Consider the following 13,091-nt stretch of genomic DNA (forward strand, 5'->3'; position numbering starts at 1 on the left):
CCGCTTTAATTATGCGTTTTTGATTATCGCTACATCCATGTTTTTAATAAGTTCATTAGCGAACTCAGAACATTTCACTTCTGTTGCACCTTCCATTAAGCGTGCGAAATCATAAGTTACTACTTTTGAAGCAATTGTTTTCTCAACTGAATCAGTTACTAATTTCGCAGCTTCGTTCCATCCTAAGTGCTCTAATAATAATACACCAGAAAGAAGAACTGAAGATGGGTTTACTTTATCTAAACCTGCATATTTTGGAGCTGTACCATGTGTAGCTTCAAAGATAGCATGTCCAGTCACATAGTTAATGTTTGCACCAGGTGCAATACCAATTCCACCTACCTGTGCAGCAAGTGCATCAGAGATGTAGTCTCCGTTTAAGTTCATTGTTGCAACAACATCGAACTCACGTGGACGAGTTAAAATTTGTTGTAAGAAGATGTCTGCAATAGAATCTTTTACGATGATTTTTCCAGCCACTTCAGCGTCTGCCATTGCTTTATTCGCTGCATCTTTACCATCTTTCTCAACGATACGGTCATATTCAGCCCAAGTAAATACTTTATCGCCGAATTCTTGTTCCGCTACTTCGTAACCCCAGTTTTTGAAAGCACCTTCTGTAAATTTCATAATGTTTCCTTTATGAACTAATGTAACAGAAGAACGCTTTTCGTTAATTGCATATTGAATTGCAGCACGAACAAGACGCTTTGTCCCTTCTTCTGAGATTGGTTTAATACCAATACCAGATGTTTCTGGGAAGCGGATTTTATTAACACCCATTGCTTCTTTTAAGAAAGCAAGGACTTTTTCTGCTTCCGGAGATCCTTGTGCATATTCAATTCCAGCATAAATGTCTTCTGTATTCTCACGGAAAATAACCATATCAGTATCTTCCGGACGTTTTACAGGTGAAGGAACACCATCAAAATAACGAACTGGACGTAGACATACATATAAATCTAGTTCTTGACGAAGTGCTACGTTTAGAGAACGAATACCACCGCCAACTGGAGTTGTAAGTGGACCTTTAATCGCGATTAAATATTCACGGATTAAATTTAAAGTTTCTTCTGGTAACCACTCGCCTGTTTGGTTGAATGCTTTTTCCCCTGCAAGCACTTCTTTCCAAACGATTTCCTTCTCACCATCATAAGCTTTTTCAACTGCTGCTTCTAGTACACGAGATGCAGCTGCCCAAATATCAGGACCAATTCCATCTCCTTCGATAAATGGAATAATCGGATTGTTTGGTACATTCATAACACCATTAGTTACAGTAATTTTTTCACCTGTCGTCAATGTGATAACCCCCATGTTTGAAATTTCATATGTATGAAACTGAGGGAATAACCCCTCAGTTCAAACCGTTATTTAAATTAAAATATTCTAATCATTACGTCTTTCCAAAAAAATCAGACTTTTGAAAGCGTATTTTCACTATCAAAATAGTGTTTTTCGCTTATCGTTGTGCAATTGGAACGTACACTTGATGTGTTGGTCCATTATAATCAGCACGTGGACGGATTAAACGGTTGTTTTCATATTGTTCTAGAATATGAGCTAACCAGCCTGACATACGGCTAATTGCAAAAATAGGTGTAAATAAGTCATGGTCAATTCCTAAACAATGGTATACAGAAGCTGAATAGAAATCAACATTTGGTGGAAGACCTTTTTCTTTTGTTACAATGTCTTCAATTTTGATAGACATATTATACCATTTGTCTTCTCCTAAAAGCACGCATAATCTCTTAGACATTTCGCGTAAATGTTTTGCACGCGGATCACCCTGCTCATATACACGGTGGCCAAAGCCCATGATTTTCACTTTATTTTGAAGAGCATTATGAATATATGATTCTACATTTTCTTCTTCGCCAATTTCAGTTAGCATCTTCATTACATTTTCGTTTGCCCCGCCGTGAAGAGGACCTTTTAACGCACCGATTGCTGCTGTAATACCAGAATATACATCTGAAAGTGTAGCTACACAAACGCGTGCAGTAAATGTAGAAGCGTTTAACTCATGATCTGCGTGAAGTACAAGCGCCTTATCAAAAGCTTCAATTTCAACTTCATTTGGCTCGCGATCATTTAACATGTACAAGAAGTTTGCAGCTAATGATAAATCGTTTCTAGGCTCAACAACATCTAAACCTTTACGAATTCTTGCATAAGCAGCAACTAAAGTTCCCACTTGAGCCTGCAATTTAACCGCTTTCAAATAATTGGAGTTTTCATCCATAATTTCAGCGCTCTCATCGTATAATGATAGCATGGAAATTGCAGTTCGTAAAACAGACATCGGATGTGCGATTTTTAAATCTACTTGTTTCAAATATGTTAAAATCTCACCTGGAACTTTATAGTATTCCGATACAGTCTCTTTAAATTTCGCTAGTTCTTGTTCACTAGGAAGCTTGCGATGCCATAATAAGTACACTACTTCTTCAAATGTAGCATTCTCAGCTAAATCATCAATATTATACCCAACATAAGTTAATGTATCATCAATAATAGAGCTCACAGATGATGTTGTTGCTACTACCCCTTCTAAACCTCGAATAACAGTCATGACATTCTCTCCTTTTCCTGAAAATTCTCCCAACCTTGCTCCTTATATCTATTTGCTCCCCTTTTGAATTATGAACGCCCGTTCACTCTTTAGGCAAGCAAAATGCACGATCATGCAAATTTATTGCGATGTTCCCCTCTTATGTCCATTGTCTACATGGAAAGCATGAGCGTGAATGTCTCCCCGAATCCTCACGCTCAAAACAACAAGTTAGTGAGGAAAATTAATTCCGAAGAGTTTTATGATAAAAACAACATAAAACAATATCATTATAAAATTGTTTTATGTTGTTTTTATTTTATCTGGTGTAAAGTCTCTGCTGTTATGTAACTTTTCAAAGTTTCTAATCCTATTATAAACAATTATCTGACTTTTGTGAACAGAAAGAATTCAAAATTTTTATATTACTATAAAATTCCTCATTTAAACATCTGTATAATACTCATAACTGCATAGGCAATTCCAGCCCCAATTAATGGACCTACAGCAACTCCATTAAATAAAGCAACCGCTATAATTGTCCCGAAAACGAGCGCAGTTGTAATATGAGGATCCGTCGTCAATAATTGTACGCCGCCTTTCGCTAACAAAGCAACCGCTACCCCTGAAGCTAAAGCAATCCATGCATAATACGATTTCGCCGCTTCTCCAAGTTGTTTAAAACCTATTTCCCCCGTTGCAATCGGTACGAGTACTGCTATTGTAATAACCGTTACACCGAGGTTAATCCCTTTCGTTTGTAGATAAGGAAAGACTTTATCTCCTAGAAACGTAAATTTCAATAAAAATAACACACCAATGGCTACAGTAAGCGATTGGTTTTTAGCAACAAGTCCTATAATAAGTAGTATGAATAAAAATAACGTTGACTGACTAATCATGTTTGCACTTCCTTTCTGAAAATAATGAACTCATTTCCAAACAAAAATACCTTTAAACCTATCGTTATACATGCTATATCGATGTATATTCAACAATAACCACTTCATTTTTTATGTATTTTAAAATGACAAACTGAGACTTTCATCATCAAAAATTTAAGCATGTATACATTTTTGAAAACGATTGTCTCTCCTTTCTTTTCTAATAAGAAACAGGTAAAATAAAAAGAAGAGAAAATGAAGTTTTTACCATATAGTAGAAGCATCAACACCAAGCTTTTACAGTCACTCATGTACTGAAAAAGCAGGAAAAATCCATCATTCCACTATAACATAAAGTGAAACTTTAATCAGTGGGGAACACTCGTTATAAGTTGAACGAATTAGGATAATCCAAATTGGAATGGGAGGTATACATCTTTGAACCGAAACTTACTATATATGATATTGCGACTCATATTTGTCATTGTAGCAACGGTAGCCGGGTTCTATGCATTACTATATATGTCAGGACTTATCTATCCTTTTATTATCGCTTTCGCATTTGCTTATTTGATTAATCCCGTCGTCAATTTCCTTAATCAAAAACTACAATTTCCTCGCACACTAGCAGTACTCGTTAGCTTAATTCTCGTATTCGGAGCTATCGTCGGACTCGTTACATATCTTGTAACGGAAGCAATATCGGCCACAACATACTTACTACAACTTGTTACAGTAAAGTTCCCGGATATCGTTAAATTCGCAGAGCAATTTGCACTTAATCATATTATGCCTCTCTATGATGATTTAATTTCTAAATTTAATCATCTTGGGGAACCACAGCGCTATACGATTACACAAAACATTCAAAACTTAGGAACCGAAGCAACGACGCAAATGAAAGAACTTTTAACTGCTATTATAAGCGGGTTAACAAATTTCATTAGTGCATTACCAACAACTTTAACTGTCCTTGTATTCGTTTTATTAGCCACTTTCTTCATTAGTTACGATTGGCACCGTCTTGCTCAGAAAGTAAGAAAATTTTTGCCGAACCGTGTTCACGGCTATGGAAAAACTATTTTTGTCGATTTAAGAAAAGCTTTATTTGGTTTTATTAAAGCGCAACTTACACTCGTATCTATGACAACTGTTATTGTACTAATCGGACTTTTAATATTACGCGTACCATACGCCATTACTATCGCGATTATTACAGGGGTTGTAGATTTACTCCCGTATTTAGGAACAGGTGCCGTCTTCGTTCCTTGGGTTATATACGTATTTTTCACTGGCGATACTGCTTTCGCCATCGGTCTTCTCATCTTATACATCGTCGTGATTGTCCAAAGACAAATTATGGAGCCTAAAGTACTTTCATCTAATATCGGCCTCGATCCATTAGCAACACTGATTGCTCTATTTGTCGGTTTTAAGCTTTTTGGCTTTTTAGGATTAATCATCGGTCCAGTCATCTTAGTACTACTTAATACATTGCACAAAGCTCGTGTATTCCATGATTTGTGGAAATATATTAAAGGCTCACCTTCAAAATAATAGTTTCTAATTCATATACAACAAAAAACTTACATGTAATCAGTGGGAATTTCCCACTGATTATTCCTTGTACTTATTTTTCAAACTCATTACATGCAACAAGAGGATTCCCCACAAAAAGGATAATACTCTTGTTTTTTTGCATAGAAAACGCATATTTCGAGGTATTTTTACATATTTATTCTATTATTTTTATAATTATTACTTACATTTATTACTTTTTATGTAAATGAATAAATATACAAAATGGTATAAAATAAGACTTAAACTACCAATTTTCCTGTTCGTATCTAACTTTTCCATACCAATTGATCTTTTTATATACAAAAACTAACTTGAGTTCATATGAATTTCCCTACAGTACACTCAGTAAGAACTACCTACATATCCAATCGAAAAATACATAGCAAATATAATAAGGCAAAACTATGATCAGTAAGGATTTTGTCCACCACCGATTATTAACTTTCACCAACCGGACTTGTATGAGCAGTCTAATCTCCACTTAACTCCTTCGCATTCACCACATTTTAAGGCATGATACAGCAAAACTTTAATTAACAGAGCTTCATCCATCCACCATCCTTTTGTGGGCAAAAAAAATAGTGCTTAGATTGCTATAATCTAAGCACTATTTCTGCACAATAATAGTAGAACTCTTTCTAAACTTCCATTCCATCCACTTCATAACAAATGGCTTCAACAAAGCCCTCGTCATAGGGATAACGAAGATCAAACCCATTATATCCGTTACGTATCCAGGAAGCACCAAAAGAATACCTCCTATAAAGATAAAAATACCATCCAGTACCGCTCCTCCTGGCATTTCTCCTCTATTCAACTTAGATTGAATCTCTCCAAGTACTTTAAATCCTTGTCTTTTCGCCAAATAGACACCTACAACACCCGTAAATACAATCATGGCGAACGTAGACCATAAACCTATTACATGACTCGATCCAATTAAGACTGTAATCTCAATCGCCGGTATTAAAATAAACAAGAATAGTAACCACTTCATAGTTCTACACTCCTCTCACACATCACTTTAAACGAACCCAGAGCGCCCGTATACGCTACACAGAAACTAAACACCTTTCCCTATTGAACCTCGTAACAAACGGCTTTTAAACGCGATTCCAGGCGTTTCAAGCTGATTCCACCTCGTTTTTGTGTAAAAAAAAGAGAAGGACTCCGATCCTTCTCTTCGTATTACTTATAGCACTTCCGCATGTCCATTATAAACAATTCCGCGTGCTGCATCAACTGTTACTTCTTGGCCATTTTTTAAAGTTGCTGTTACGCCGTTTACACCAACGATAACAGGAATACCGATTGATACACCTACAACAGCCGCATGGCTTGTTAGACCGCCTTCTTCTACAACTAGAGCAGCAGCTTTTTCGATTGCAGGAATCATATCTTTATCAGTGCTTGTTGTAACAAGGATATCACCTTTGTTTACGTTCGCTACAGCTTCAGCAGCTGTTTTCGCTACAACTACTTTACCTTTTGCAGCTTTACGACCGATTCCTTGTCCTTTCGCAACTTCTTCACCAACAACATGGATTTTCATTAAGTTTGTTGTACCAGTTTCAGCAACTGGTACACCAGCAGTGATTACTACAGTGTCTCCAAGTCCAATTAGACCTGCATCCATACCTGTTTGAATTGCAGTATCTAACATTTCGTCAGTAGACGCTGCACGTTTTCCAGCCATAAATGCTTGTACACCCCAAACAAGTGCAAGACGACGTCCTACTTGCTCGTCAGATGTTACAGCTACGATTGGAGATTTCGGACGGTATTTAGAGATCATTTTCGCAGTATGTCCACTTTCTGTTGGAGCTACGATTGCAGCTACATCAAGAGCAAGTGCTGTATGCGCAACAGATTGGCTAATTGCATCTGTAATTGTTGGAGTGAACTCTTTAATACGTTTTTTGAACATATCTTCATATTGTAATGATTTTTCAACACGCACTGCAATGTTAGCCATCATTGTTACTGCTTCTACTGGGTATTGACCAGCAGCTGTTTCACCTGAAAGCATGATTGCATCTGTACCATCGAAGATTGCATTAGCTACGTCACTTGCTTCCGCACGAGTTGGACGTGGGTTACGTTGCATAGAATCTAACATTTGTGTCGCAGTAATAACCGGTTTACCTAACACGTTACATTTTTTGATTAGACGTTTTTGTACTAATGGTACTTCTTCTGGTGGAATTTCTACACCCATATCACCACGAGCTACCATTAAACCGTCAGAAACTTCTAAGATTGAATCGATGTTATCGATACCCTCTTGGTTTTCGATTTTTGGTACGATTTGGATGTATTGAGCGTTATGCCCTTCTAATAATTCACGGATTTCTAATACGTCAGATGCTTTACGTACGAATGAAGCTGCGATGAAATCAACTTTTTGCTCGATACCGAAAACGATATCTTTTACGTCTTTTTCAGTGATACCAGGAAGCTTAATGCTTACGTTTGGTACGTTAACACCTTTTTTATTTTTTACAGTTCCGCTGTTTAAAACTTTTGTACGGATGTTTCCGTCAGCTTTTTCGATTACTTCTAGTTCGATAAGACCGTCATCGATTAGAATACGAGAACCTGGGTCTACATCGTCATAAAGACCAGCATAAGATACAGAGAACTTCTCTGCAGTACCTAATACTTGCTCAGTAGAAAGAACTACTTCTGCACCTGTTACAAGCTCAGCTTGTCCGTCTACGAAGTCGTGAGTACGGATTTCTGGACCTTTTGTATCAAGTAAGATACCAACTGTTTTACCAGTTTTCTTTGAAGCTTCACGAATGTTTTTAATACGAGCGCCGTGCTCTTCATGGCTACCATGAGAGAAGTTTAAACGAGCAACGTTCATACCCGCTTCGATTAATTGTTCTAATTTCTCAATACTTTCACTAGCAGGACCTATAGTACATACAATTTTAGTTTTACGCATATTGCACCTCCGAAAATTATGAAACCGTTCCCAAATATCCGACATTAAGCCGATTAAATGGATAATTCTTTAGATAATTGATACATATCTTTATCGATTGTATGCTTTTGAGCTAACGCTTCGATAATATCATGATCAACAAGTTTATTATCTTGAATACCTACACAACGTCCACCTCTACCAGCAATTAATAATTCAACTGCTCTTGCGCCAAGACGACTTGCTAATACACGGTCTTGTGCACTTGGTGATCCACCACGTTGTACGTGACCTAATACAGTTACACGAGTATCAAAGTTTGTTGCTTCTTCAATGTGCTTACCGATGTCAATTGCACTTCCAACACCTTCAGCCACAATGATAATACTGTGTTTTTTACCACGTTCACTACCGCGCTTCAGACGAGCAATAACATCTTCCATGTCATACTCTTCTTCTGGAATTAAGATTGTTTCGGCACCATCAGCTAAACCAGCCCATAATGCGATATCTCCAGCATGACGCCCCATTACTTCGATAACATATGTACGTTCATGAGATGTAGCTGTGTCACGAATTTTATCAATTGCATCAATAACAGTATTTAAAGCTGTATCGAAACCAATTGTGAAGTCTGTTCCAGGAATATCATTGTCGATTGTACCTGGTACACCAACACATGGGAATCCTTGTTCAGTTAATTTTTTAGCACCTTGGTAAGAGCCATCTCCACCAATAACAACAAGTCCTTCGATACCGTGTTTCTTTAATTGCTCGATACCTTTTAGTCGTACTTCTGGATCTTTAAACTCAGGACATCTTGCTGTATATAATTTCGTACCACCACGGTGGATAATATCGCCAACAGAACCAAGTTCTAATTTTTCAATATGACCAGAAATTAAACCCGCGTATCCATGGTAAATACCATATACTTCAATATCATGGAAAATCGCTTTACGAACAACTGCACGAATGGCAGCATTCATACCAGGTGAATCTCCACCACTTGTTAATACACCAATACGTTTCATTTGTACTCACCTCATAAAGATTATTTGCCTTATAATAAAATAACACGAAAAAATATAAAAACACAATGGAGAAGATGTGTCTTTTCATAATAAAAACGTGCATTCGCGAAGAGGAACGCACGCTTTTATTATTTTATCCCAATGGAAGCGTTTGAAAACGAAACTTGCCCAATTTTCATATATTTTTCATAACGTTTTTCGATTAATTCATCTTTCGAAATTCCGCTTAATTGTTCAAAAGTTTTCTTAAGCATTAAATCTATATTTTCTGATTGTTTTAAAATATTACGATGCGCTCCACCTTTTGCCTCTGGAATAATTTCGTCAATTACACCTAATTCTTTCAAATCTAATGCTGTAATTTTCATCGCTTCTGCAGCTTCTTTTGCTTTACCAGCGTCTTTCCAAAGAATTGCCGCCGCACCCTCTGGTGTAATAACAGAATACGTGGAATTTTCCAGCATATGAATGTAATCTCCTACTCCAAGACCTAACGCACCACCACTACCACCTTCACCGATAACAATACAAATAACAGGGACAGTTAAACCCGCCATTTCAAATAAATTACGGGCAATCGCCTCACTTTGTCCACGTTCTTCAGCTGCTTTACCAGGATAGGCTCCCTTCGTATCGATGAAACAAATAATAGGACGATTAAACTTTTCCGCTTGTTTCATTAGACGCAGTGCTTTTCGATATCCTTCTGGATGAGGCATCCCAAAATTACGACGAATATTTTCTTTCGTATCTTTTCCGCGTTGGTGCCCAATTACAGTTACAGGCATCCCCTTATATTTCGCAATGCCGCCGACAATCGCTGCATCGTCGCCAAATAGGCGATCTCCATGACATTCAAAAAAATTAGTAAATAAGTGCTCAATATAATCGAGCGTTGTCGGTCGTTCTGCATGACGAGCAATTTGAACACGGTCCCATACTTTCATATTGCCGTATATATCTTCCTCTAACTTTTCTAGCTTGTCTTCCAAAATACGAATCTCCTCACTGAAGTCCATCTGGCTGTTTTTCGTATAGTCTTTCAGTTCACGAATCTTATTTCTTAGCTCAACAACTGGTTTCTCAAATTCTAGCTCTGCCATACAGCCATTTCCCCTCCTTGATGAACTTCTAAAATCTTACGGAGCGATTCTCTCATATCATCACGATGCACAACCGCATCTAATTGACCGTGCTCTAATAAAAATTCTGCCGTTTGGAAATCTTCCGGTAGTTTTTCACGCACTGTTTGTTCAATTACACGTCTACCAGCAAATCCGATAAGTGCACCTGGCTCTGCAAGATTGTAATCACCAAGTGAAGCGAAACTCGCTGAAACCCCGCCCGTCGTTGGGTGAGTCATAACAGAAATAAATAACCCTCCTGCATTACTATGCTTTTTCAAAGCTACGCTTGTTTTTGCCATTTGCATTAAACTTAATATCCCTTCTTGCATACGGGCACCACCCGACGCAGTAAAGATAATAAATGGAACTTGTAAGTCGTATGCTTTTTCAACTGCACGGGCAATTTTCTCTCCTACAACAGAGCCCATGCTGCCCATTCGAAAACGAGAATCCATTACTGCAACAACAACAAGCATGTCATCAATTGTTCCTTCACCAGTTACAACCGCTTCGTTCAATTTAGTCTTCTTACGATCGCTCTCTAGTTTCTCTTCATATCCTGGAAACTCGAGTGGATTTAATGAAACCATTTCTTTGTCATACTCACGGAATGACCCTTCGTCCAATATACTATCAAGACGTTCCCATGCATTCATAGGATGATGATATCCACAATTCACACATACTTTTAAATTTTTTAGAAGCTCTTTCGTATACATGATTTTTTTACATTTCGGACATTTTGTCATAACACCATCCGGTACATCTTTTCGTACTTGTTCTGAAGGTATTGCAGCGTACTTTTTCTTTTTCACGAATAAATCTCTTAGCACAATTTGACCCCCTTCATTGAGAGCTAAGGTTAGCGCAAGAAGAAAATTGGGCTAACACCAAAGTTTGATGTTAGCCTTATCTTCTCAATCTGTCTAATAACCTCACTCTTTACGTTTAACTTTAACCGCTACGCGATAGAATGTTTGTCATAACGTGTCATGGTCATTTCGACAAATTTTATACATTACGAGTGAAACTGTATATTCTCTACTAATTCATCGTAAATTTTTAGTGCATCATTTTCTTGTTTTTCTTCCAAAGTAGCATAAAGCTTTCTATACATATCGATAGAATCTCCTGAAACTTCACAAGAAAGAGTTGATACGTAATCATTTACGATCATCCAAATGCGATATAGTAAATAATTATCGACTTGTTCAATGAGTGTTTTAAAGAACGTTTGATGAAGCATCGGAATTGAGTTTTCATTTTCTTCAAGCACTTGATTTAATTTTCTTAGCACTTTAGAAAACGTTTCTTTCGGCAAATTACATACAATTCGAATCATATCTTTCTCAAGCAATCGTTTTGTTTGTAATAAATCACGAATTGTTTTCTCATCTTGCAGCAAGAACGGCGCAATCAATTGTACAAGACCGTTATCGTAAAAGTTTCGAATAAATGTCCCTTCACCACGTCTCGTTTCAATCAATCCTACCAGTTCTAAAGCACGCAATGCTTCTCTTACAGAGGAACGCCCTACGTTTAAACGTGAACTTAACTCACGCTCAGACGGCAAACGATCCCCCGCCACCAATCCATCTTCTTCCATAATGGAACGGATTTTTTTTACAATTTCGAGATATACTTTTGTATTTGATAATGTCAATGGAAATTCCTCGCTTATTCTTTACCAATCAGCGCTAATTGTTTTGTTTTCTCAGCAATCTCATTTGGATCTACTTGACGGCGAGCTACTCCTGTCTCCATTGCAGCTTTCGCAACGTAAGCTGCCACTTGAGGCGCTACACGCGCGTCAAACGGTGCCGGAATGATATAGTCTGCATTCAACTCATCTTCTGCTACAAGCTCAGCAATAGCCTGTACAGCTGCCATCTTCATTTCTTCGTTAATTTGTGTCGCATGTACGTCAAGTGCACCACGGAAAATACCAGGGAACGCTAGTACATTATTTACTTGGTTCGCGAAGTCAGAACGACCCGTTCCAACAACAGCTGCGCCCGCTGCTTTTGCCAATTCTGGCATAATTTCTGGAACTGGATTCGCCATTGCAAAAATAATTGCATCGTCATTCATTGTACGAACCATCTCTTCTGTTAATGCACCTTCTGCAGATACACCAATGAATACGTCCGCACCTTGTACAACGTCAGCTAAAGAACCTTCGATACGATTCTTATTTGTATATTTTGCAACTTCATCCTTCACCGGATTCATACCTGTAGGACGACCATCATAGATTGCGCCTTTACGGTCACACATAATAATGTCGCGTACACCATAGCGATATAAAAGTTTAATAATTGCAATACCTGCTGCACCTGCGCCATTTGCGACAACTTTAATGTCAGACATTTTCTTTCCAACTAATTTTAGCGCGTTCACAAGACCTGCTACTGTTACGATAGCTGTTCCGTGTTGATCATCATGGAAGATAGGAATATTTGTTTCTTTTTTCAAACGTTCTTCAATAATGAAGCAGTTTGGTGCTGCGATATCCTCTAAGTTAACGCCGCCAAAAGTTGGCTCCATTAATTTTACAGTTTCAACAATTTTATCTACATCGTTTGTATTTAAGGCAATTGGGAATGCATCTACACCAGCAAAGCTCTTAAATAATACAGCTTTACCTTCCATTACTGGAAGAGATGCTTCAGGTCCAATGTTACCAAGACCAAGTACAGCCGTGCCATCTGTCACAACTGCTACCATATTTCCCTTCATCGTATATTCATATACCTTACTTTTATCGTCATAAATTTCTTTACAAGGTTCTGCAACCCCTGGAGAATATGCAAGACTTAAATCTTTTGCATTTTCTACTTTTACTTTTGATACAGTTTCTAATTTTCCTTGATGCACTTTATGCATGTGAAGTGCTTCTTCACGAAGTGTTGACAAACTATCCACTCTCCTCAAATTATTCTAGCTGATATCAATTTCTCCAAGTGGTCTGACCACGAA

11 protein-coding genes are annotated in these 13,091 nt (G+C 37.7%); 1 reads left to right on the forward strand and 10 read right to left on the reverse strand.

Features of this window, described 5'->3' with window-relative positions; genetic code table 11:
• Positions 1-9: 9 nt before the first annotated feature.
• From icd to FS802_RS22880, 3 genes are all read right to left on the reverse strand, one after another.
• Positions 10-1,302, reverse strand: coding sequence for an NADP-dependent isocitrate dehydrogenase (gene icd, locus FS802_RS22865; protein WP_000206895.1), 1,293 nt, complete (start codon positions 1,300-1,302; stop codon positions 10-12).
• 160 nt (positions 1,303-1,462) lie between these two features.
• Positions 1,463-2,611, reverse strand: coding sequence for a citrate synthase (citZ, locus tag FS802_RS22870; RefSeq protein WP_002203699.1), 1,149 nt, complete (start codon positions 2,609-2,611; stop codon positions 1,463-1,465).
• Between the two features lie 386 nt (positions 2,612-2,997).
• Complete coding sequence (locus FS802_RS22880; RefSeq protein WP_000625511.1) at positions 2,998-3,459, reverse strand: DUF441 domain-containing protein; 462 nt, start codon at positions 3,457-3,459, stop codon at positions 2,998-3,000.
• Positions 3,460-3,879: 420 nt separating this feature from the next.
• Here FS802_RS22880 and ytvI point away from each other — a divergent pair, with 420 nt between their 5' ends.
• Positions 3,880-4,998, forward strand: a complete 1,119-nt coding sequence (ytvI, locus tag FS802_RS22890) for a sporulation integral membrane protein YtvI (protein ID WP_098720318.1) — start codon at positions 3,880-3,882, stop codon at positions 4,996-4,998.
• Between the two features lie 631 nt (positions 4,999-5,629).
• Here the strand turns inward: ytvI and FS802_RS22895 are convergent.
• From FS802_RS22895 to ystJ, 7 genes are all read right to left on the reverse strand, one after another.
• On the reverse strand, positions 5,630-6,019 hold the full coding sequence (locus FS802_RS22895; RefSeq protein WP_000871634.1) for an FxsA family protein: 390 nt from the start codon (positions 6,017-6,019) through the stop codon (positions 5,630-5,632).
• Positions 6,020-6,214: 195 nt separating this feature from the next.
• On the reverse strand, positions 6,215-7,972 hold the full coding sequence (pyk, locus tag FS802_RS22900; RefSeq protein WP_001232679.1) for a pyruvate kinase: 1,758 nt from the start codon (positions 7,970-7,972) through the stop codon (positions 6,215-6,217).
• 53 nt (positions 7,973-8,025) lie between these two features.
• Positions 8,026-8,985 (reverse strand): 6-phosphofructokinase, encoded by a 960-nt coding sequence (gene pfkA / locus FS802_RS22905; RefSeq protein ID WP_000821162.1) that lies wholly within the window; start codon positions 8,983-8,985, stop codon positions 8,026-8,028.
• Between the two features lie 128 nt (positions 8,986-9,113).
• Positions 9,114-10,088: an acetyl-CoA carboxylase carboxyl transferase subunit alpha gene (accA, locus tag FS802_RS22910; protein WP_000818786.1), complete on the reverse strand. Its 975-nt coding sequence runs from the start codon at positions 10,086-10,088 to the stop codon at positions 9,114-9,116.
• Complete coding sequence (gene accD / locus FS802_RS22915) at positions 10,076-10,945, reverse strand: acetyl-CoA carboxylase, carboxyltransferase subunit beta (protein WP_000942866.1); 870 nt, start codon at positions 10,943-10,945, stop codon at positions 10,076-10,078. Before accD ends, accA begins: the two co-directional genes overlap by 13 nt.
• A 185-nt stretch (positions 10,946-11,130) precedes the next feature.
• Positions 11,131-11,775, reverse strand: coding sequence for a FadR/GntR family transcriptional regulator (locus FS802_RS22920; RefSeq protein WP_000175927.1), 645 nt, complete (start codon positions 11,773-11,775; stop codon positions 11,131-11,133).
• A gap of 14 nt (positions 11,776-11,789) precedes the next feature.
• Positions 11,790-12,998: an NADP-dependent malic enzyme gene (ystJ, locus tag FS802_RS22925; RefSeq protein WP_161796084.1), complete on the reverse strand. Its 1,209-nt coding sequence runs from the start codon at positions 12,996-12,998 to the stop codon at positions 11,790-11,792.
• Between the last annotated feature and the right edge of the window lie 93 nt (positions 12,999-13,091).

Source organism: Bacillus sp. DE0042, from assembly GCF_007680225.1.
GTDB lineage: Bacteria > Bacillota > Bacilli > Bacillales > Bacillaceae_G > Bacillus_A > Bacillus_A wiedmannii.

Coding starts and splice junctions, on each gene's coding strand:
- FS802_RS22880 (WP_000625511.1), bottom strand. CDS start 3,459: ATGATTAGTCAGTCAACGTTATTTTTATTCATACTACTTATTATAGGA.
- FS802_RS22895 (WP_000871634.1), bottom strand. CDS start 6,019: ATGAAGTGGTTACTATTCTTGTTTATTTTAATACCGGCGATTGAGATT.
- accA (WP_000818786.1), bottom strand. CDS start 10,088: ATGGCAGAGCTAGAATTTGAGAAACCAGTTGTTGAGCTAAGAAATAAG.
- pyk (WP_001232679.1), bottom strand. CDS start 7,972: ATGCGTAAAACTAAAATTGTATGTACTATAGGTCCTGCTAGTGAAAGT.
- ystJ (WP_161796084.1), bottom strand. CDS start 12,998: ATGCATAAAGTGCATCAAGGAAAATTAGAAACTGTATCAAAAGTAAAA.
- pfkA (WP_000821162.1), bottom strand. CDS start 8,985: ATGAAACGTATTGGTGTATTAACAAGTGGTGGAGATTCACCTGGTATG.